Origin of the sequence: Streptomyces ossamyceticus (genome assembly GCF_001418475.1) — a bacterium.
Taxonomy (GTDB): domain Bacteria; phylum Actinomycetota; class Actinomycetes; order Streptomycetales; family Streptomycetaceae; genus Streptomyces; species Streptomyces ossamyceticus.
In genome coordinates, this window is record NZ_LIQX01000455.1 from 1 (window position 1) to 20,192 (window position 20,192).

At 71.1% G+C, this 20,192-nt stretch carries 14 protein-coding genes; 2 read left to right on the top strand and 12 right to left on the bottom strand.

All coding sequences use genetic code 11. The annotated features are described in order from the left end of the window. Positions 1 to 128 precede the first annotated feature (128 nt). The 4 genes from AOK15_RS29115 to AOK15_RS29130 all read right to left on the bottom strand — a co-directional run bounded on the left by AOK15_RS29115 (position 129) and on the right by AOK15_RS29130 (position 7,128). Positions 129 to 1,286 carry a uroporphyrinogen-III synthase gene (locus AOK15_RS29115; protein ID WP_055521322.1) on the bottom strand — a complete coding sequence of 386 codons (1,158 nt, stop codon included), beginning with the start codon at positions 1,284 to 1,286 and terminating at the stop codon, positions 129 to 131. A gap of 136 nt (positions 1,287 to 1,422) precedes the next feature. Continuing rightward, positions 1,423 to 2,805, bottom strand: a complete 1,383-nt coding sequence (locus tag AOK15_RS29120; RefSeq protein ID WP_055521323.1) for an MFS transporter — start codon at positions 2,803 to 2,805, stop codon at positions 1,423 to 1,425. 186 nt (positions 2,806 to 2,991) lie between these two features. Continuing rightward, positions 2,992 to 4,740 (bottom strand): fatty acyl-AMP ligase, encoded by a 1,749-nt coding sequence (locus tag AOK15_RS29125; protein ID WP_055521324.1) that lies wholly within the window; start codon positions 4,738 to 4,740, stop codon positions 2,992 to 2,994. A gap of 153 nt (positions 4,741 to 4,893) precedes the next feature. After that, complete coding sequence (locus tag AOK15_RS29130) at positions 4,894 to 7,128, bottom strand: MMPL family transporter (RefSeq protein ID WP_055521325.1); 2,235 nt, start codon at positions 7,126 to 7,128, stop codon at positions 4,894 to 4,896. 371 nt (positions 7,129 to 7,499) lie between these two features. Here AOK15_RS29130 and AOK15_RS29135 point away from each other — a divergent pair, with 371 nt between their 5' ends. Further along, on the top strand, positions 7,500 to 8,780 hold the full coding sequence (locus AOK15_RS29135; RefSeq protein WP_157870405.1) for an acyltransferase family protein: 1,281 nt from the start codon (positions 7,500 to 7,502) through the stop codon (positions 8,778 to 8,780). Between the two features lie 203 nt (positions 8,781 to 8,983). On the opposite strand, the gene AOK15_RS29140 is transcribed toward AOK15_RS29135, so the two are convergent. Together AOK15_RS29140 and AOK15_RS29145 are read right to left on the bottom strand one after the other, a co-directional pair. Then, positions 8,984 to 10,621 (bottom strand): serine hydrolase domain-containing protein, encoded by a 1,638-nt coding sequence (locus tag AOK15_RS29140; RefSeq protein WP_240508645.1) that lies wholly within the window; start codon positions 10,619 to 10,621, stop codon positions 8,984 to 8,986. Positions 10,622 to 10,814: 193 nt separating this feature from the next. Then, positions 10,815 to 11,567 carry a TetR/AcrR family transcriptional regulator gene (locus tag AOK15_RS29145; RefSeq protein WP_055521327.1) on the bottom strand — a complete coding sequence of 251 codons (753 nt, stop codon included), beginning with the start codon at positions 11,565 to 11,567 and terminating at the stop codon, positions 10,815 to 10,817. A 281-nt stretch (positions 11,568 to 11,848) separates the two neighbouring features. Here AOK15_RS29145 and AOK15_RS29150 point away from each other — a divergent pair, with 281 nt between their 5' ends. Further along, positions 11,849 to 13,378, top strand: coding sequence for an MFS transporter (locus AOK15_RS29150; RefSeq protein ID WP_055521328.1), 1,530 nt, complete (start codon positions 11,849 to 11,851; stop codon positions 13,376 to 13,378). A gap of 182 nt (positions 13,379 to 13,560) precedes the next feature. Here AOK15_RS29150 and AOK15_RS29155 read toward each other — a convergent pair whose 3' ends face one another. The 6 genes from AOK15_RS29155 to AOK15_RS29180 all read right to left on the bottom strand — a co-directional run. Continuing rightward, the gene (locus tag AOK15_RS29155) at positions 13,561 to 14,766 is read right to left on the bottom strand and encodes an acetylornithine transaminase (RefSeq protein WP_055521329.1); all 1,206 of its coding nucleotides are present in this window, start codon (positions 14,764 to 14,766) and stop codon (positions 13,561 to 13,563) included. Continuing rightward, positions 14,763 to 15,716 (bottom strand): acetylglutamate kinase, encoded by a 954-nt coding sequence (gene argB, locus AOK15_RS29160; RefSeq protein WP_055521335.1) that lies wholly within the window; start codon positions 15,714 to 15,716, stop codon positions 14,763 to 14,765. Before argB ends, AOK15_RS29155 begins: the two co-directional genes overlap by 4 nt. Positions 15,717 to 15,775: 59 nt before the next feature. Beyond that, the gene (argJ, locus tag AOK15_RS29165) at positions 15,776 to 16,927 is read right to left on the bottom strand and encodes a bifunctional glutamate N-acetyltransferase/amino-acid acetyltransferase ArgJ (RefSeq protein ID WP_055521330.1); all 1,152 of its coding nucleotides are present in this window, start codon (positions 16,925 to 16,927) and stop codon (positions 15,776 to 15,778) included. Next, positions 16,924 to 17,952: an N-acetyl-gamma-glutamyl-phosphate reductase gene (gene argC, locus AOK15_RS29170; RefSeq protein WP_055521331.1), complete on the bottom strand. Its 1,029-nt coding sequence runs from the start codon at positions 17,950 to 17,952 to the stop codon at positions 16,924 to 16,926. Before argC ends, argJ begins: the two co-directional genes overlap by 4 nt. A gap of 196 nt (positions 17,953 to 18,148) precedes the next feature. Next, positions 18,149 to 18,646, bottom strand: a complete 498-nt coding sequence (locus AOK15_RS29175; RefSeq protein ID WP_055521332.1) for an ATP-binding protein — start codon at positions 18,644 to 18,646, stop codon at positions 18,149 to 18,151. A 386-nt stretch (positions 18,647 to 19,032) separates the two neighbouring features. Continuing rightward, the coding region (locus AOK15_RS29180; RefSeq protein ID WP_167738870.1) for a cytochrome P450 at positions 19,033 to 20,192 on the bottom strand (1,160 nt) is incomplete at its 5' end.

The window sequence follows — 20,192 nt, forward strand, 5'->3', positions numbered from 1 at the left end:
TCGCGCAGTTCCCCGCGCCCCTGAAAAGCGACCGGGGCTGCGCCCTGTGCTTTTCAGGGGCGCGGGGAACTGCGCGAGAAACCACGACGAACCCGCAGCCGCCATACAAACGGCGCACCCCCGAGTCACTAGGCGCCCGGCGCCCCGTACTTCGTGTCGGCCGCCGGGTCCAGCGCCAGCCGGTACCCCCGCTTCACCACCGTCTGGATGAGCTTCGGCGCGCCCAGCGCCGTGCGCAGGCGGGCCATCGCCGTCTCCACGGCGTGTTCGTCGCGGCCGGCGCCGGGGAGGGCCTTGAGGAGGTCGGAGCGGGGGACGACCCAGCCGGGGCGACGGCCCAGCGCGCGGAGCAGGGACATGCCGGCGGGCGGGACGGGGCGCAGCGCGCCGTCGACGAGGACCGCGTGGCCGCGGATCTCCACGCGGTGGCCGGCGATGGGCAGGGTGCGGGCGCGGCCGGGGAGTTCCTGGCAGAGGAGTTGGACGAGGGGGCCGAGGCGGAACCGTTCGGGTTGGACGGTGTCGATGCCGTGGGCCTGGAGCGGAAGGGCCGTCACCGGGCCCACGCAGGCGGGGAGGACATCGTGGTGGAGGGCGTTGAGCAGTTCCGGGAGGAGCCCCTTGTCCTCGGCGCGGGACAGCAGTGAGGCCGCGGCGGGCGCGCTGGTGAAGGTGAGGGCGTCGATGCCGCGGCCGACGGTCGCTTCGAGGAGGCGGTCGACCGGGGTGAGGTCCTCCGGCGGCAGCCATCGGTACACGGGGACGCCGACGACCTCCGCTCCTGCGGCCCGCAGCGACTCCACGAAGCCGGGGAGGGGTTCGCCATGGAGCTGGACGGCGATACGGCGGCCCTCGACACCGTGGTCCAGCAGCCGGTCCAGTACCTCCGCCATCGATTCGGAGGACGGGGACCACTCCTCGGTGAGGCCCGCGGCGCGCACCGCGCCCTTCACCTTCGGTCCGCGCGCCAGGACTTCGACGCCCCGGAGGCGGTCCAGGAGGGCCTCGCCGAGCCCCCAGCCGTCGGCCGCCTCGATCCAGCCGCGGAAACCGATGGCGGTGGTCGCCACCACGATGTCGGGTGCCTGGGCGAGGAGGTCCTTGGTGGCGGCGAGCAGTTCGCTGTCGTCGGAGAGCGGCACGATGCGGAGGGCCGGCGCGTGGAGGACGGACGCTCCGCGACGCTGGAGCAGGGCCCCCAGTTCGTCGGCGCGGCGCGCGGCTGTCACGCCCACCGTGAACCCCGCCAGGGGGCCGTGGTCTGGTCGCTGCTGTTCGTCGTACATGGTTCTCGTCCCGCCCGAGTCGTAGTACCTGGCTCTGGCACCTACATGCCGAACGAGCCTGTCAACGCTGCGTGACAGGCTCGGTTCGGGTTGATGTCGCTGGTGTTACGTCACACGTGTCATGCCATGGGCGATGTCACACCTCGGCGTAGCTGAGCTGCGGCTTCGCCTCCGTCTCGGCCGTCGCGGTGACCGTCCTGGCGGCCGGCCGGCGAAGGTATACGGCCCAGGTCACGGCGAAGCAGAGCCCGTAGAAGGCGAGGAAGCTGACGAAGGCGCCGGTGCCGGAGCCGACCGTGAGGAAGGACTGGCGGAAGGCGAGGTTGATGCCGAGGCCGCCGAGCGCGCCCACCGCGCCGATGATGCCCATGGAGGCACCGGACAGGCGCCGTCCGTAGGCCGCGGCCTCCTCGCCCTGCAGCCCCTTGGCGTGGGCCTTGGCCTGGAAGATGCCCGGGATCATCTTGAAGGTGGAACCGTTGCCGATTCCGGTGAGGACGAAGAGCGCGATGAACGCGACGGTGAACAGCGGCAGCGACTTCTGCATGGAGGCGAGGACGATGACACCGGTGGCGCCGGCCATGGCGACGTAGTTCCACAGCGTGATCTTCGCGCCGCCGTACTTGTCGGCGAGGGCGCCGCCCACGGGGCGGATCAGGGAGCCGAGCAGCGGGCCGATGAAGGTGACGTACGCGGACTGCAGCGGCGTACGGCCGAACTGGGTCTGCAGGACCAGGCCGAAGGCGAAGCTGTAGCCGATGAAGGAGCCGAAGGTGCCGATGTAGAGGAAGGACATGATCCAGGTGTGGGCCTCCCTCACGGCGTCCTTGGCGGCGCCGGTGTCGTTCTTGACGGACGCGATGTTGTCCATCTTGAGCCAGGCGAGGACCGCGGCGAGGACGATGAACGGGATGTAGATCCCGAGCAGCACACGCGGGCCGCCGCTGGCGCCGATGACGGCGAGACCGATGAGCTGCACGACCGGGACGCCGATGTTGCCGCCGCCCGCGTTGAGGCCGAGCGCCCAGCCCTTCTTCCGCAGCGGGAAGAAGGCGTTGATGTTGGTCATGGAGGAGGCGAAGTTGCCGCCGCCGATGCCGGCGAGCATCGCGCAGATCAGGAACGTGTTGAACGACGTGCCCGGTTCCATCACGGCGAAGGCCGCGACGGTCGGGATGAGCAGCAGGCTCGCCGAGACCACCGTCCAGTTGCGGCCGCCGAAGATCGCCACCGCGAAGGTGTACGGGATGCGCACGACGGCGCCGACCAGCGTGGCCATCGACACGATGAAGAACTTGTCGGCCGGGGTGAGTCCGTACTCGGGGCCCATGAAGAGGACCATCACCGACCAGACGGTCCAGATGGAGAAGCCGATGTGCTCGGAGAGGACGGAGAAGTACAGGTTGCGGCGGGCGACCTTCTCGCCGGTCTCGTTCCAGAAGGTCTCGTCCTCCGGATCCCAGTGCTGGATCCAGCGGCCTCCCCTACTGGCAGCGGGGGCTGTGCTCGGGGCTGTCATGACGCCTCCACGGTTCTCCGGGCTCGGATTCTTGCTGGGGGGTGATGGCTTATGAGTCCTGAAGGTAGGGAGGGCGCGTTTCCGCGCTGTGGCACCGAGTGACCGGAAAGGAACTTTGCTCTCACGGCGCCGTGGGCCCGCCGGTGAGGAAAGCGCTCACCCGGCGGGGCCCCGCGGCGGACCCGCTCAGTCAGCCACAACCCCCAGTGCCCCGTCCAGATAGAGCTTGCGGCAGCCCCTGCGCTGGACCTTCCCGCTGGTGGTACGGGGCAGGGCGCCCCTGCGTATCACCACGACCTCGTCGACCCGCAGCCGCTGCCCGTCGTGCACGGCCGCCCCGACGCGTTCGCGCAGCTCGCCCGCGCCGACCTGGCGGAGGACCCTTCCGTCGGTCTCGACGACCACCACCAGCCGTTCCCGCTCCCCGTCGTCCACGGAGAACGCCGCCGCGCAGTTCGGCCGCAGCCCCGGCACCGCCGACTCCGCGGACAGCTCGATGTCCTGGGGATAGAAGTTGCGGCCGTTGCGGATGATGACGTCCTTCAGGCGTCCCGCGACGAACAGTTCCCCGTCGTGGAGGAAGCCCAGGTCGCCCGTGCGGAGACAGGGGGACGCGCCGTTCTCGCCCGCGACGCGGCCCCCGAACGCCTCCTGGGTCTCCTGCGGGCGTTCCCGGTAGCCGAGGGCGACACACGGGCCGTTGATCCAGATCTCGCCCAGGCGGCCGGGTTCGCGGGGCGTGCGGGTGGCCGGGTCGATCACGCGGACGCGGGTGGTGGCCGAGGGGAAGCCGGAGCCGATCAGGGGCTGGGCGTCGGGCGCCGACTCCCCCACGATCTCCAGGCGGCCGTCCTTGAGGGCCGTGGAGGACGCCCACAGCACGGTCGGCGGCCGGTCCGCGGGGCTCGCCGTCGCCTTGAGGGTGTTCTCGGCCAGCCCGTAGCCGGGGGTCATGGCCTCGGGGGCGAACCCGTACGGGGCGAACGTCTCGGTGAAGTCCCGCACCGCCCGCCAGCGCACCGGTTCGGCCCCGTTCGCCGCGACCCGCCACGAGGAGAGGTCCAGGTCGACGTCCCCGGCGTCGCGCAGGGCGCTCACGCACAGCTCGTAGGCGAAGCTCGGTGCGGCGGCGTGTGTGCCCCGGTAGGTGGAGAGGGCCTCCAGCCAGCGCAGCGGGCGGCGGATGAACGCGGCCGGCTCCATGAGGTAGGCGGGGATGCCGGAGCACAGGGGCAGCAGGACGCCGAACAGCATGCCCATGTCGTGGAAGAGGGGCAGCCAGGACACGACGACACCGTCGCGGCCGGTGGGCCAGATGTCCTCGGTCTCGGAGACGTTGGCGAGGAAGTTGGCGTGGGTGACCATCACGCCCTTGGGGTCGCCGGTGGAGCCGGAGGTGTACTGGAGCAGGGCGATGTCGTCGGGGAGCGGGGCGGGGCCGTTCCAGTCGACCGGGGTGGCGGGCAGGGCCTCGGTGTCGACGAGGGTGAGGCCGGCCAGTTCGGGGAGGTCGGCGAACTGCCGCTCCAGGTCGGCCTTGAGGGCCGCGGTGGTGAGGATGGTGCTCGTGCCCGCGTCGTCGGCGATCCGGCGCAGCCGCTCGACGCCGCGCCGACGGGTGGGGACCTGGACGGGGGCGGCGGCGACCCGGGCGTACATACAGCCCAGCAGCGACCGGATGAACTCCAGGCCCGAGGGATACAGGAGCAGGGCGCTGTCGCCCGCGCCGAGGCCGGCCGCCGCGAGGGCCGCGGCCCGGGTGTGGGCGTCGGTCTCCAGTTGGCGGTAGGTGAGGGAGCCGTCGGGGGTCTCGCCCTCGCGGAGGTGGATGTACGCGATCTCGTCGGGCTGTCTGACGCTGCGCAGGTGCAGGGCCTCGGTCACCGTGGTGACGAAGGTGGCCCGGGGCGGGATGAGCGTGCCGGCTGGAGCCATGGTGATGGTCCTTTTCTTCGGTCGTGGATGAGGTGCGACTTCAGGAAGGGACCGCGACGGTGGGGGTCGGGAGGGGGGCCGAGGCGTTCGCGGGAAGAGGGGCCCTGCCCGGCGGTCTGGGGAACCGCCGGGCAGGGGCCGTCGTTCGGTGGGTCAGTCCACGAGGGACGGTTCGCGTCGGCGCTGGTGCGGGACCGTCCCGCGCCGGCCGGTGGCGAGCTTGGCGCCCTCGACGTCCATGTCGGGCAGGACGGCGTCCAGCCAGCGGGGCAGCCACCAGGCGGAGCGGCCGAGGAGGGCGAGGACGGCGGGCACGATGGCCATCCGGACGACGAAGGCGTCGAAGAGGACGGCGACGGCGAGACCGAAGCCGATCATCTTGACGAAGTCGTTGGCGTCGAGGATGAAGCCGGAGAAGACGCTCGCCATGATGATCGCGGCGGCGGCGACCACCCGGCCGCCGTGCCGGAAGCCGGTGACGACCGCCTGGCCGGGCTGCTCGCCGTGGACGTAGGCCTCACGCATCCGGGTGACGAGGAAGACCTCGTAGTCCATGGCGAGGCCGAAGACGACGCCGATCATGAAGATCGGCATGGTGCTCATGATCGGTCCGGGCTGGTCGATGCCGAAGACGTCCTTGAGCCAGCCCCACTGGAAGACGGCCACGACGGCACCGAGTGCCGCGGTCACCGACAGCAGGAACCCGAGGGCCGCCTTCAGCGGGACCAGGACCGAGCGGAAAACGAGGACGAGCAGGACGAAGGCGAGTCCGACGACGAGGCCCAGATACGGGACCATCGCGTCGTCGAGGGTCTCGGAGAAGTCGATGAACAGAGCGGTCTGGCCGGTGACCAGGACGGTCGCGCCGATCTCCTTCTCGAATCCGCCGGCGGCGGCGCGCAGGGAGTGGACCAGCTTCTCGGTCTTCGCGTCGGTCGGGCCGGTCGTCGGGATGACGTTGACCATCGCCGTGTCGCCCGCCTTGTTGACGGTGGCGGGGCTGACGGAGGCGACACCGGGCCGGTCGGCGAGGTCCTTGCCGACACGGTCGGCGGCGGACTTGGCGTCCTTGGCCTCGACGGTCAGGAGCAGCGGGCCGTTGAAGCCGGCGCCGAAGGAGTCCGACAGCATGTCGTACGCCTTGCGCTGGGTGGTGTCCTCGGCCATCGTGCCCTCGCCTGGCAGCCCCAGTTCCAGGCTCGCCGCCGGGACGGCGAGGGCGCCGAGGCCGATGACGCCGAGGAGCAGGACGGCGACCGGGTGGCGCAGCACCCAGCCGGCCCAGCGGGAGCCGAGGTTGGGCTTGGCCTTCGCGGCGCGTTTGGCGGCCTTGCGCTGCTGGCGGGCGCTGAGCGTCTTGCCTGAGATCCTCTTGCGCTCACGGCGGGGCAGCGACTTGAAGGGGGCGTAGCCGAGGAGCGCCGGGACGAAGGTGATCGCGATGAGCACGGCGACGGCGACCGTGCCGGCCGCGGCGAGGCCCATCTTGGTGAGCATCGGGATGTTGACGACGGCGAGGCCGGCGAGGGCGACGATGACGGTCAGGCCCGCGAAGACGACGGCGGATCCCGCAGTGCCGATGGCGCGTCCGGCGGCCTCCTCGCGGTCCCGGCCCTCCAGCATCTCGGAGCGGTAGCGGGAGATGATGAACAGGGCGTAGTCGATGCCGACGGCCAGGCCGATCATCAGGGCCAGGGTGGAGGTCGTGCTGGACAGGCCGAGGGTGGAGCCGAGCGCGGTGATGCCGCAGATGCCGACGCCGACGCCGATGACGGCGGTCAGCAGGGACATTCCGGCGGCGACCATGGAGCCGAAGGTCAGCAGCAGGACGACGGCGGAGACCAGGATGCCGAGGGACTCGGCGTTGTTCTTGGCGGCCTCCACGGCGACGGCGTCACCGCCCGCCTCGACGGTCAGTCCGTTCTTGCGGGCGTCGGCCGTGGCGTCGGTGAGGGCGTCCTTCGCCTTGTCGGTCAGCTCGGTGGCGGCGACCTCGTAGAGGACGGTCGCGTAGGCGGTGGTGCCGTCCTTGCTGACGGCTCCCGCCTGGTAGGGGTCGGCGACGCCCTTGACCAGGGGCGCCTTGGCGAGGTCGGCGAGGAGCTGCTCGACCTTGGCCTTCTGGGCGGGGTCGGAGACCTTGCCCTCGGGGGCGCGGACGACGACGCGGGCGGTGGCGCCGTCCGCGCTCGCGTCCGGGAAGCGCTCCCCCAGCAGGTCGAAGGCCTTCTGCGACTCGGTGCCCGGCATCGAGAAGGTGTCGGCGGGCGGCGCCGGTGCGGCGGAGGCGGCATAGCCCACGCCGACCAGGATCAGCAGCCACAACAGTGTTGTCCGGCCTCGCCGTCGGAAGGCGAGTCGGCCCAGTTTGTAGAGGAACGTAGCCACGGCGAAGGGGACTCCCGTCGGGTTCGCTGGGTGGGGGGTCGGAAACTCCGGAAACTCCGGAGACCCCGAGAACTCCGAGGACCCGGAGGACTCCGAGAACTCGGAAGACTCCGAAAACTCGGCCACCTTAACAAACCGCGTGAGCGGTTTGGTCATTTCAGAGAAGTGCGCGGATCGGACACTTGAACATCCGTACGGCTTCGGCCAGTTGGGTTCTGCCGCAGATGACCAGGCCAGAGCGCCCAGGTGACACCCACGGCGACAGCGGAGGGCGAACGACCACTTTTCGCCAATCTGGAAAACCGCGTGAGCGGTTTGTTAGCGTCCCGGCCAACGTCAGCACCGTCCCACCGAACGAGAGGCCCTTCGCCGTGACCACTTCCCTGGACAGACCTCGGCCGGCACCGCCGGTCAGCGCCGCGCCCGGCGCCAAGGAGTCCCCCGTGCGGGCCGAGCGGACCTTCGAGCCCGCGGTGGACGGCCTGCGCGCGATCGCGACGCTGATGGTGCTCGTCGCGCACCTCGCCCAGTGGACCGGGGCGCTCATCGACAAGACCGGCAAGCCGGGGCCCTTCGCCCCGGTGATGACGGGCTTCCTGGTGGCGATCCCGATCTTCCTGATCATCAGCGGCTATCTGCTCTACCGCCCCTGGGCCGACGCCGCGCTCGGCGGCCGCAGGGCGCCGAACACGCTGCACTACTACTGGCACCGCGTGCTGCGCATCTTCCCGGCGTACTGGCTGTTCATGGTCACCGCGCTGGTGGTGTTCAACCGGGAGCAGCTCGGCGACGTGTGGCGCACGGTGCGGCTGCTGACCGTGCAGCACGTGCAGAACTGGGCGGACCTGCGGACCGATCCGGGCATGACCAACTGGGCGCAGACCTGGAGCCTCGCCACCGAGGTGCACTACTACATCGCGCTGCCCGTGGCGGCGTTCGTGCTGCACCGGGCACTGAAGGCGACCAAGAGCCTGAAGCTCGCGGGGGCGCTGCTCACCGCGGTGATCGTCGCCGACTTCACCTGGCTCGTCGCCACCAGCCCGTCGAGCCCGCTGGGCCCGCCGTCACTGTGGTGGCTGCGTGGCTACCTCGGGTTCCTGGCGGCGGGGATGCTGCTCGCGCTGGTCGCCGCCAAGGCCCGTACCGGGCAGCGGCTGGCGTTCGTGGAGTTCGTCCGGAACAACCCGTGGGCCTTCTGGGGTGCGGCGGCCGTGGCGTTCGCCGTGTCCAACACGGACTGGGCGGGCAGCATCGCGTCGATCGTGCTCACGAAGGAGGAGGCCGCCCTCAAGTACGTCTGCCACATGGTGGTCGCGGTGGGGCTGGCGGCGCCGTTGCTGCTGGCGCAGGGCAGCGGGCCGGAGCGGTTGCTCTCCCGGCCGACGCTCGTGTGGCTCGGGCGGAACTCCTGCGGGATGTTCCTGTGGCACCTGATCATCATGCAGGTCACCGTCTGGTACCTGCTCGACAGCGACTTCGGGCAGCTGGGGACGGGGGCGTTCTTCGCTCTGCTGCCGTTCGTGCTGGCGCTGTCGGTGCTGGCCGGCTGGCTGTCGTACACGTTCGTCGAGATGCCGCTGCTGAGGCGGTTCCGCATCCGGTCGCACCGGCCGATCGCGGAGCCGGAGCCGTCCCGTAGGGCGGCCGGGTGACGGGCACCGTTACGTCAGGCGCCGGTCCTTTGTCGGGACCGGCGCCTGCGCCGTGCCTACGAGCTCGCGTGAAAGAGGGTCGGGCGGCTGCAGGCTCGTCGTGGCTTGTCGCGCCCACGCGGCGGAGCCGCCCGTGTCACTGCCCCGCGCCCCCTTTGGCGGCTGCGCCGCCATCGAGGCGACACCCCGCGCCGCACGGTGCCCTACGCCGTCTTCGGGGCCGCCCTCATGCCGATGTACGCGCACTTCGTGCCGTCGTCGAGGGTGGAGAAGACCACCGGCATCCAGTCCTCGGCGAAGGAGGCGCCGCCGCCCGCGCCGGCGAAGACCGTGTCGGAGAGGGGGACGAGTTCCATCTCGAGGTCCGGGGAGTAGCCGGCCATGCCGTCGACGAAGGCGTACACCAGGTGCGGCCTGCCGTCCCGCTCGGAGACGGTGATGAGGACGCCCTCGCGTTTGTAGGTGCCGGCCCAGGGCGTGATGTCGACGGCGGGCGGCTGCTCGGCGGGGGCGAACGGCGCCGGCATGGTCACACCGGCGAGGTCGGCGAGGAGTTCGCGCAGGAGGTCGGCGTACAGCAGGCGGGAGCCGCCGCCGTTGGTGAGGAGGGCGACGGCGACACCGGCGCCGGGCACCACGCGGAGGTAGGCGTACTGGCCGATGGAGGCGCCGTCGTGGCCGAAGCCGGGCACGCCGTCCCAGTCGTAGAGGGTCCAGCCGAGGCCCCAGCCGTCGGCGCTCACCGTCCACTTGTCGGGCACGTCGGTCTCGCGCTGCTGCATCGCTGCGACCGAGTCGGGGCCGAGGACGCGGGTGCCGTCGGCCGCCCCGCCGCCGTCGAGGTGCAGCTTGGCGAAGCGGACGAGGTCACCGGCGGTGGCGCAGACGCGGGCGGCGGGGCCGGCGGCGCGCGGCATCAGGTCCCAGGCCGGGGCGAGCGTCTGCTCACCGTCCGGCCCGGCGAGATGTCCCATCGCCGCGCGGAACGGCAGGACCTCCTCGGGGAGCGTCATGGTGTGGGTGAGGCCGAGCGGGGTGAGCAGCCGGTCCTTGAGCGCCTGGTCCCAGGTCGTGCCGGTCAGCACCTCCACGATGCGGCCGAGCACCACGTACCCGATGCCGCTGTACGACACGGCCGTGCCCGGCGGGCAGTCCATCGCCACGCCCTTGGCGGCCTCGACGTACTTGGCGAGGCTGTCGTCGCCCCGTCCGGTGTCGAGGTGGAAGTCGCAGGTCAGGCCGCTGGTGTGGGACAGCAGCATCCGGGTGGTGATGACCTTGGTGGCCTCGGGGTCGATGGTGGCGAACTCCGGGAGCACGGAGACGACGGGCGCGTCCAGGTCGAGGTCGCCGGACTCGACGAGCTGCATGATCAGGGCGGCCGTGTAGACCTTGGCGATCGAGCCGAGCTGGAAGACGGAGTCGGCGGTGGCCTCCACGCCGGTCTGCCGGTTGAGGACGCCGCTGGCCAGCTCCTGCACCTCGTCGTCGACCACGAAGGCGAGGGTCGCGCCGGGCACGTCGTGCTCCTCGCGCAGTTCGTCGAGGCGGCGCTGCCAGTGACCGAGATCGACACGGCGGCCGGTGGCCAGCTCGATCACGTCGGCGACGGCGGCCGGGGCCTCGGCGGTGGTCACGGGGGCCGCCGCGGGCCGCGGGGCGGGCTCGGGCGCCGGATGCGGCCTGCCGAAGGTGTCCTGTGCGGCGTCCCAGGAGCCGGAGGCGCCCTCCGTCCGCCAGGTTCCGGTCAGTCCCCAGCTGTCGCTGGCCTCCCAGCTGCCGGTCGCCCTCCAGGTGCGGAGGTCGTTCCACTTCGAGCCCTGCTGCGCCTTCTTCGACATGGCGTGTCCTTTGGAGGGTTGGGATACCGATGGCCTTGCCCCGACCACACGTTGTGCGGCGTGATGAACACTGTACGGAGTGCGCACACTGTGCGCAAGCCCGTACGGCGTTCATAACCAGCCAACGAAAAACCGCCCACGGCCGGGGGTGAACGCCGTGGACGGTTCGCGGAACGCGCGGGTCGGGGGCCGGTCAGCCGGTCTCGGCCCCCTTCCGGGAGCCCTGGTCCAGGCGGGACCGGAGGCCGTCCAGAACCCAGTCGAGGCCGTAGCCGAAGTTGTCCACGAGGACCTCGGACGAACGGCCGCCTTCCTGCGCGGTGTAGCGCCGGCGGAGGTGCGGATAGTCACGGGTGGCCTGCTCGACCGCCGGCCACACCTTGCGCGTCCAGTCCTCCTGGCTCTGCCCGCTGCGGGCGAGCATGGTGAGCCAGGCGGCCTCGCTCGTGGTCATGCCGATCACATAGGCGAAGAGGATCCGCACCACGTGGTCGGCCTGCTCCAGGTCGAAGCCCGCCTCCTCCAGCATGGCGAGCATGCCCTCCGTGAGCCGCATCGAGTTCGGCCCCAGGGAGACACCCACCTCGCCCAGCATCGGGGCGATCCAGGGGTGACGCAAGATCGTCGAACGAACACTGTGGGCACAGGCCGACGCCGCCGCCCACCAGTCCTTCGCCGCGTCCGGACCGGGCACCTCCATCTCGCCGTAGACGTGGTCCACGACCAGCTCGATCAGCTCGTCCTTGCTCGCCACGTGCGAGTACATCGAGGTCGCGCCCGCGTTCAGCCGGGTGCCGAGGCGGCGCATGCTCAGCGCCGCGGCGCCCTCCTCGTCCAGCAGCCGCACCGCCTCGGCCACGATGACCTCCCGGCTCAGCGCGGGCTGCTCACGCTTCTGGCGGCGCGGGCGGGTCCACACCGACTGGATCACCTGGTTCTCGGACATACGGCCTCCTCGTCGTTCCCGGGCTCCAGGGTAACGGCATCTGGAAACACCGTACGGAGCTTGCGAACACTGTACGCCCCTCGTACAGTGTTCGGCGAGCGCACGTCGTACGGAAATCGACGGCTGGAAGCGGCGACTGGAAGCGGCGACTGGAAGCGGTGGCGCAACGGCGGCTCGAAGACGTCCGGTGCGGGCGGCGCGAAACCGACTGGATAACAAACCGCGTTGCTGGTTTTATTGAAGTCCGGAGCAGCCCCACACTCTGTTCGAAAGGTTTCGTCATGGAAGTCGACGTCACGGAGCGTCATCCACGCCGCTGGCTGATCCTGATCGTGTTGTGCCTCAGCACGCTGGTACTGGTCATCGACAACATGGTGCTGACGGTGGCGGTCCCGCCGATCGCCGAGGACCTCAAGGCGAGCGCCCAGGACATCCAGTGGATCCTGGAGTCCTACATGCTGGTCTTCGCCGGTCTGCTGCTGACCGCGGGGAGCCTGTCCGACCGGTACGGCCGCCGCAAGGTCATGATCATCGGCCTGACGGTGTTCGGCGCCGCCTCCGTGCTCGCCACCTGGGCCGGCAGCGCGGAGATGCTGATCTTCGCCCGTGTGCTGATGGGGATCGGCGGCGCTCTGCTGATGCCGAGCACCCTGTCCATCCTCATCACGGTCTTCGACGAGGACGAGCGGCCCAAGGCGATCGGCGCGTGGAGCGCGGTGGCCATGATCGGGCTGGTCGGCGGGCCCGTCTTCGGCGGTGTGCTCATCGCCCACTTCTGGTGGGGCGCCGTCTTCCTCATCAACATCCCGATCGCGGCGCTCGCCATCGTCTCGGCGCTGGTGCTGATGCCGGAGTCCAAGGGTCCCTGGCGCAAGCCGGACCCGGTCGGCACGGTGCTGTCCGTCGTCGGTATGACGGCGCTGGTCTGGGCGATCAACGAGTGGCCGAAGGACGGCATCACCCATCCCGCCACGCTGACGGCGGCCGTCGTGGCCGTGGTCGCGCTGGTCTCCTTCGGGATCTGGGAGACCCGGATCCCCGAGCCGATGATGCCGGTGGCGCTGTTCCGGAACCGGGTGTTCACCGGGTCGAGCTTCTCGCTGGTCCTGCTGACGTTCGCCAACGGCGGTCTGATGCTGGTGCTCACGCAGTACCTCCAGTTCGTGCTGGGCTACTCCCCCACGAAGACCGGCCTCGCCTTCATGCCCGCGGCCGTCGCCTCGCTCGTCTTCAACGGGGTCGGCGCCGCGCTCGCCAAGAAGATCGGCAACCGGGCGCTCGCCGTCTCCGGTCTGCTGGTCATCGCAGGCGGGTTCGCCACGCTGTCGACGCTGTCCCCCGGGGACGGCTTCGGGACGCTGTCGGTGGCGATGGTGCTGATGGGCGCGGGCGCGGGTCTCGCGATGCCGGCGGCGATCGCGGCGCTCATGGGGGCGGTTCCCCAGGAGCACGCGGGGGTCGGTTCCGCCCTCAACGACACCATCCAGCAGGCGGGTGCGGCGTTCGGTGTGGCGGTGCTCGGTGCGGTGCTCTCCAGCACGTACACCTCCGAGATGCCGGATTCCGCGCCGGCCGCCGCGCGGGAGACGATCGGCGAGGGGCTCGCCGTGGCCGCGCGGACGAACGACGCGGGGCTCGTCTCGACCGTCCACGAGGCCTTCACCGACGCGGTGTCCAGCAGCTTCACCGTGGGTGCGGCGGGGGTCGTGGGCGCGGCCGTGCTGGCCCTGTTCCTGATGAAGGGGGCGGGCAAGGGGGAGGCTGCGCCCGCGGGCGAGGAGAAGGAGCCGGAGGTGGTGGGGGTTCACTGAGGCGGTGTGATCGTGACGACGGCGGGCTCCACGGGGTGTTCCCGTGGAGCCCGCCGTCGTCTTTGGGCTGTGCGCCTTCGAGCTCGGGAGGTTCTGAGGAGACGCGACTGCGGGTTGGTCGTGGCTTGTCGCGCCCGCGCGGCGGAGCCGCACATCGGAACAGCCCCGCGCCCCTGACTCGGCTAGGTCAGCGTCGCCTCCAAGATGGGCGGGAGTTGGTGTACGAAGTGGTCCGCGTCCTCTTCCGAAAGGATCAGCGGGGGTGCCAGGCGGATCACGTCCGGGGTGGCCGCGTTCAGGAGGAAACCCGCCTGTTGGGCCTCCTGTTGGAAGCGGGCCGCCTTCGGCTCCCGTAGGGCTATGCCCAGGAGCAGGCCCGCGCCTCGGACTTCGGACACCAAGGGGTGCGCCAGGGCCTCGACGCCCGTCCGCAGCCTCTCCCCCACCCGCTTCACGTGAGCCAGCAGGCCCTCGGTCTCGATGGTCTCCAGGACCGCCAGGGCCGCCGCGCAGACGATCGGGTTGCCGCTGAACGTGGAGCCGTGGGTGCCGGGGGTGAGCAGGTCGGCCGCGGGACCGAACGCGAGGGTCGCGCCGATCGGGAGGCCGCCGCCGAGCCCCTTGGCCAGGGTGACGACGTCCGCCTCGACGCCCTCGGCCTGGGCGGCGAACCAGTGGCCGGTGCGGCCGATGCCGGTCTGCACCTCGTCGAGGACGAGGAGGGTGCCGGTGGACTCGGTGATCTCACGGGCCGCCGTCAGATAGCCGGGGGGCGGGACGATCACGCCGTTCTCGCCCTGGATCGGCTCCAGGATCAGCACCGCGGTGTCCCGGGTGACCGTGGCGCGCAGGGCGTCCACGTCGCCGTACCGGACATGGTCGACCGGGCCGGGGAGCGGGGCGAACGGGGTGCGTTTGGCCGGCTGGCCGGTGAGGGAGAGGGCGCCCATGGTGCGGCCGTGGAAACCTCCGGCGGCGGCGACCATGTGGGGGCGGCCCGTCAGCCGGCCCATCTTGAAGGCGGCCTCGTTGGCCTCGGCACCGGAGTTGGAGAAGTACACACGGCCGGCGCGGCCGGAGAGTTCGAGGAGGCGCTCGGCGAGGGCGACCGTCGGCTCGGCCACGAAGAAGTTGGAGATGTGGCCGAGACCGGCCGCCTGCTCGGTGAGGGCGCTGAGGATCGCCGGGTGGGCGTGGCCGAGGGAGTTGACCGCGATCCCGGCCAGCAGATCCAGGTACGCGCGGCCGTCCGCGTCCCAGACGCGGGTGCCCTTGCCGCGCACCAGCGGCAGTCGCGGGGTGCCGAAGTTGTCCATCATGGCGCCCTGCCAGCGGCTGGTGAGGTCGCCGGATGTGCCGGGTGCGGTGCCGGTCGTATCGCCGCTCATGCGGCCGCCTCCATTCGAACCGTGGATGTGGATGCCGAGGACTCGGTCTCGTCGGGCACGACCATCGTGCCGATGCCCTCGTTGGTGAAGATCTCCAGCAGGATCGAGTGCTTGACCCGGCCGTCGATGACGCGGGCGGTGCGCACCCCGTTGCTGACGGCGTGCAGGCAGCCCTCCATCTTGGGGATCATGCCGCTGGCCAGGCCGGGCAGCAGATCGCGCAGTTCGCTCGCGCTGAGCCTCGGGATGACCTCCTCGCTGTGCGGCCAGTCCGCGTACAGGCCCTCGACGTCGGTGAGGATGAGCAGCATCTCGGCGCCGAGGGCGGCGGCGAGGGCGGCGGCCGCGGTGTCCGCGTTGACGTTGAAGACGCCGCCCTCGGCCGCGTCCTTGGCGTCGGAGCTGCGGGCGATGGAGGAGATGACCGGGATGCGGCCGTTGTCGATCAGGGCCTGGACGACCCCGGCGTCCACGGTGGCGACCTCGCCCACGCGGCCGATGTCGACCGGTTTGCCGTCGACGTCGGCGTAGCACTTCACAGCGGTCATCAGCCGGGCGTCCTCGCCGGTCATGCCGACGGCGTGCGGTCCGTGCTCGTTGAGGAGGCCGACGAGTTCGCGCTGCACCTGGCCGGCGAGGACCATGCGGACGACGTCCATGGTCTCGTCGGTGGTGACCCTGAGGCCGCCGGTGAAGTGGGACTTCAGGCCGAGGCGTTCGAGCTGGGCGCTGATCTGCGGGCCGCCGCCGTGCACGACGACGGGGTTCAGGCCGGCGTGCCGCAGGAACAGGATGTCCTGGGCGAAGGCCGCCTTGAGGGACTGGTCGACCATGGCGTTGCCGCCGAACTTGATGACGATGGTCTTGCCCCGGTGGCGGGCCATCCAGGGCAGTGCCTCGACCAGGGCGTGGGCCTTGGGCAGCGCCTTCTGTCTGCGGTCGGCGGCCATGCCGGTGGGGGTGAGAGGGCTGTCGGGTCCGGCGTCGGCGCCGGTTCCTATGGGTGAGGTCACGACGAGTACTCGCTGTTCTCGTGGACGTACTGGGCGGTCAGGTCGTTGGCCCAGATCACGGCGGACTCGGTGCCGGCGGCGAGGTCGGCGGTGATGCGGACCTCGCGGCCGCTCATGTCGACCAGCGAGCGGTCCTCGCCGACCGAGCCGCCCTTGCAGACCCAGACGTCGTTGATGGCGACGTTCAGCCGGTCGGGGTCGAAGACGGCGGAGGTGGTGCCGATCGCGGACAGCACGCGGCCCCAGTTGGGGTCCTCGCCGTGGATGGCGCACTTGAGGAGGTTGTTGCGGGCGATGGTGCGGCCCACCTCGACGGCGTCGGTCTCGCTGTCGGCGCCGGTCACCTCGATGCGGATGTCCTTGCTCGCGCCCTCGGCGTCGCCGATGAGCTGCCGGGCTAGGTCGGCGCAGACGGCGCGTACGGCCTCGGCGAACTCCTCCTCGGCGGGGGCGACTTCGGCGGCGCCGGAGGCGAGGAGCAGGACGGTGTCGTTGGTGGACATGCAGCCGTCGGAGTCGACGCGGTCGAAGGTGGTCCGGGTGGCGTCGCGAAGTGCCTTCCCCAGCGCGGCACTTGGCAGGTCGGCGTCGGTGGTGATCACGGCCAGCATGGTGGCCAGGCCGGGGGCGAGCATGCCGGCGCCCTTGGCCATGCCGCCGACTGTCCAGCCGTCGCCCTGGTACACGGATGTCTTGTGCACGGTGTCGGTGGTCTTGATGGCGATGGCGGCCTTCTCGCCGCTGTGCTCGGACAGCTGCCCGGCGGCCGTCTCCAGGCCCGTGAGCAGCCGGTCCATGGGCAGCCGTACGCCGATGAGGCCGGTCGAGGCGACCGCGATCTCCTCGACGCCGCGGCCGAGCAGCTCCGCGGCCCGCTGGGCGGTGGTGACCGTGTCCTGGTGGCCCTCGGGGCCCGTGCAGGCGTTGGCGCCGCCGGAGTTGAGGACGACCGCGGACACATGGCCGTCGGCGAGGGCCTCGCGGGACCACTGGACGGGGGCGGCCTGGACGCGGTTGGAGGTGAAGACGCCGGCGGCGGCCGACCGCGGCCCGTTGTTGACCACGAGGGCGAGGTCCGGATTGCCGTTCTGTTTGATTCCGGCGGCGACGCCCGCCGCCGTGAAACCTTTCGCTGCGGTGACGCTCATGGTGCGACTCCGATCGTGGAAAGCCCCAGGTCCTCGGGGAGCCCGAGGGCGATGTTCATGCTCTGGACGGCACCCCCCGCGGTGCCCTTGGTGAGGTTGTCGATGGCGCTGATCGCGATGATCCGACCGACCGAGGTGTCGAGGGCGACCTGGATCTGTGCGGCGTTCGACCCGTACACGGCGGCGGTGGCGGGCCACTGCCCCTCGGGCAGCAGCCGGACGAACGGTTCGTCGTGCAGTGCCTTCTCGTACGCGGCGCGTACGTCGTCGGCGGTGGTCCCGGGCTTCGCCTTCGCGCTGCAGGTGGCGAGGATGCCGCGGGGCATGGGCGCCAGGGTCGGGGTGAAGGAGACGGAGACCGGCTCCCCCGCGGCGGCGCTCAGGTTCTGCATCATTTCAGGGGTGTGCCGGTGTTCACCACCCACGCCGTACGGGCTCATCGACCCCATGACCTCGGAGCCGAGGAGGTGCGGCTTGGCCGCCTTGCCCGCGCCGGAGGTCCCGGACGCGGCGACGACGACGGCCTCGGGTTCGGCCAGACCGGCGGCGTACGCGGGGAAGAGGGCGAGGGAGACGGCGGTCGGGTAGCAGCCCGGCACCGCGATCCGCTTCGTGCTCCGCAACCGCTCGCGTCCGCCGGGGAGTTCGGGCAGGCCGTAGGGCCAGGTGCCGGCGTGCGGGGAGCCGTAGAAGCGTTCCCAGTCGCCGGCGCCGCGCAGCCGGAAGTCGGCGCCGCAGTCCACGACCAGGACGTCCGGGCCCAGCTCGCGGGCGACGGCCGCCGACTGGCCGTGCGGCAGGGCGAGGAACACGACGTCGTGGCCCCTCAGCACCTCGGTCGTCGTCGGTTCCAGCACGCGGTCCGCCAGGGGCGGCAGATGCGGCTGGAGTCCGCCCAGCGGCTGCCCGGCGTTCGCGTTCCCCGTCAGGGCGCCGATCTCCACCTCCGGGTGCCCGATCAGCAGGCGGAGAAGCTCACCTCCCGCATATCCGCTCGCTCCGGCTACGGCTGCTCGCACTGTCATGACCCCTCCCGGATTGGCATGGGTTGCCGTTGTAACCGGGGCCGGAGCGACCCAACAAGGCGTTCAATCATGTTCATGACAACAATGGGGGGCGGTTCCTCCCCGGCCGCACACAGCGAACGGGGCGGCGACGCCGACACGGCACCACCGCCCCGCTGACCAGGCGTTCAAGGGTTCCACACGGAGGATCGCATGCTCAGCTCACCAGCCGCATCGGCCCTCCGTACACCGCCTCGACATGCCCGAACCCCTCCCCCGGCAGACCGGGCGTCGCGTCGACCGTCTCCGCGTACTGGAGGCGTACGACGTCGTCGGGGACGCGACGTCGCAGCGGGCGCCGGGCATTGCGTTCCAGACAGGTCTCCAGGGGTGTGGTCATGATCAGCGCGGCCGCCGGGACCCGGTGCCGGCCGGCGATGTCGAGCAGTTTCGCCCGCACCACCCGGTCGGGGCCGTCGGCGTCGACGACCGTCGTCAGCCGGCGCGCCAGCCGCGCCTCCAGCACCTCGCCGAGGACATGGACCGCCTCGTCCGTGGCGTCCTCGTCGATCGGGTCGTCGCAGATCCGCTCCCGGAACTCGTCCAGCTCCAGCACCGCGCTCGGCGGCCAGGCTCCGGCGAGCGCGCTCTTCCCGCTGCCCGCCGCGCCCAGCAGCACGATCAGAACCGGGTCGGGCAGAACGGCGTCGGCCATGGCTCGTCTCCTCTCGGATCTGGTGGACGAGCCGGGTGCGTACCGCCGAGGAGCCCGTACATGACCGAACGGCCCGCTCCGGGCGGGCCGTTGATCAGGGTGTTCGAGAAGTACGGGAATCGTGTACGGGGATCGTGTACGGGGATGTCCAAGGGATGTGAACCCGGCCCCCACGTCTGTCCGTCAAGGATCGACCAGGGGTGGGTGTTCAGTCCATGGCTGCCGGAGAAGAGGGCGAGGACTAGGGCTCTTCTGATGGATCTCCGTGGGAGAAGGAGCGGCGTTCGGTGCGTGCTCTGGGGGTACCCCCTGCTCGAAGAGCTTGGGGGAGTGCCGGGCGTCGCGACGCCGCGGAGATCCGTCAGAAGGGCCCTAACCCTTCAGGGTCAGAGGCGCACCGGGAGCGACACCAGGTGGATGCCGTCGCCCGGCATCGCCACGTACTCCAGCGCCTCGCGCTCCACGGCGAGGGTCAGGCCGTCGTTGCGGACGAACAGGGTCTCCAGGACCACCTCGGCCTGGAGGCGGGCGAGGGCGGCGCCGATGCAGAAGTGCGGGCCGTGGCCGAAGGCCATGTGGCCGACGCCGCGGCCGAGTTCACGGCCGATGTCGAGCTTGTCGGCGCCGCCGGGGAACTCGCGCGGGTCGTGGTTCACACCGACCAGCGCGGCCGTCACCACCTCGCCCTGCTTGACCGGCATACCGCCCAGCTCCAGGTCCTCGGTGGCGTACATGGGGGCGCCGATCGGTACGGGCGTGGTGAAGCGGAGGAGCTCCGGGACCGCGCGGCCGGCGAGCAGCTCGGGCTCCTCGCGCAGCCGGGCGAGCTGGTCGGGGTGGTCGAGCAGGGCGAGGATCGCGTCCGCGATGAAGTGGGCGGGCGGCATGATGCCCGTGTTGATCAGCAGCAGGAAGATCGCGACGATCTCGGTCTCGCCGAAGTCGCCCTCCTCCTGGCTCACCCGGATCAGCTCGGAGATCAGGTCGTCCGAGAGGGCGGCCGTGCGCTCCTCGATGAGCTTCTTGCAGTGCTCGACCATGCCCTTGAGGGCCGGGATGAACCGCTCCGGGTCGCCCGAGATGTAGTCGCGGATCCACGCGCAGATCTGCGGCTGGTCGGCCGCGTCGACGCCGATGAGTTCGCAGACGCCGAAGCCGGCGAGGGGGTGGCTGAGGTCCTCCAGGAGGTCGGCCTCGCCCTTGGCGGCCATCGCCGCGTAGAGGTCGTGGGTGATCTTCTCGATCTTCGGCCGCAGGGCGTTGATACGCCGGGCCGTGAAGGCGCGGGTGATCAGGGTGCGCATCCGGGTGTGGTCCTCGCCGTCGGCCAGGACGAGGATGCCGAGGTAGTCGCGGTACTCCGCGGGCAGCCCGTACGCCTCGATCATCTGGTCGGCGATGCTCGGGCCGTCCTCGCCGGGGAGTTTGCGGTTGTCCCGCACGAAGCGGGGGTCCGTGAGGGCGGCCTTGGCGTCCTCGTAGCGGGTCAGCAGCCAGACCGGCGTCTCGACGTCCGGGAGGGTCACCCGGACGTCGAGACGCCGGT

Excerpts from the sequence above, each read along its gene's own strand:
- AOK15_RS29140 (WP_240508645.1), bottom strand. The coding sequence starts at position 10,621 with ATGTCGAAGAAGGCGCAGCAGGGCTCGAAGTGGAACGACCTCCGCACC.
- AOK15_RS29150 (WP_055521328.1), top strand. The coding sequence starts at position 11,849 with ATGGAAGTCGACGTCACGGAGCGTCATCCACGCCGCTGGCTGATCCTG.
- argJ (WP_055521330.1), bottom strand. The coding sequence starts at position 16,927 with ATGAGCGTCACCGCAGCGAAAGGTTTCACGGCGGCGGGCGTCGCCGCC.
- argB (WP_055521335.1), bottom strand. The coding sequence starts at position 15,716 with ATGGCCGCCGACCGCAGACAGAAGGCGCTGCCCAAGGCCCACGCCCTG.
- AOK15_RS29155 (WP_055521329.1), bottom strand. The coding sequence starts at position 14,766 with ATGAGCGGCGATACGACCGGCACCGCACCCGGCACATCCGGCGACCTC.
- argC (WP_055521331.1), bottom strand. The coding sequence starts at position 17,952 with ATGACAGTGCGAGCAGCCGTAGCCGGAGCGAGCGGATATGCGGGAGGT.
- AOK15_RS29145 (WP_055521327.1), bottom strand. The coding sequence starts at position 11,567 with ATGTCCGAGAACCAGGTGATCCAGTCGGTGTGGACCCGCCCGCGCCGC.
- AOK15_RS29175 (WP_055521332.1), bottom strand. The coding sequence starts at position 18,646 with ATGGCCGACGCCGTTCTGCCCGACCCGGTTCTGATCGTGCTGCTGGGC.
- AOK15_RS29125 (WP_055521324.1), bottom strand. The coding sequence starts at position 4,740 with ATGGCTCCAGCCGGCACGCTCATCCCGCCCCGGGCCACCTTCGTCACC.
- AOK15_RS29115 (WP_055521322.1), bottom strand. The coding sequence starts at position 1,286 with ATGTACGACGAACAGCAGCGACCAGACCACGGCCCCCTGGCGGGGTTC.
- AOK15_RS29120 (WP_055521323.1), bottom strand. The coding sequence starts at position 2,805 with ATGACAGCCCCGAGCACAGCCCCCGCTGCCAGTAGGGGAGGCCGCTGG.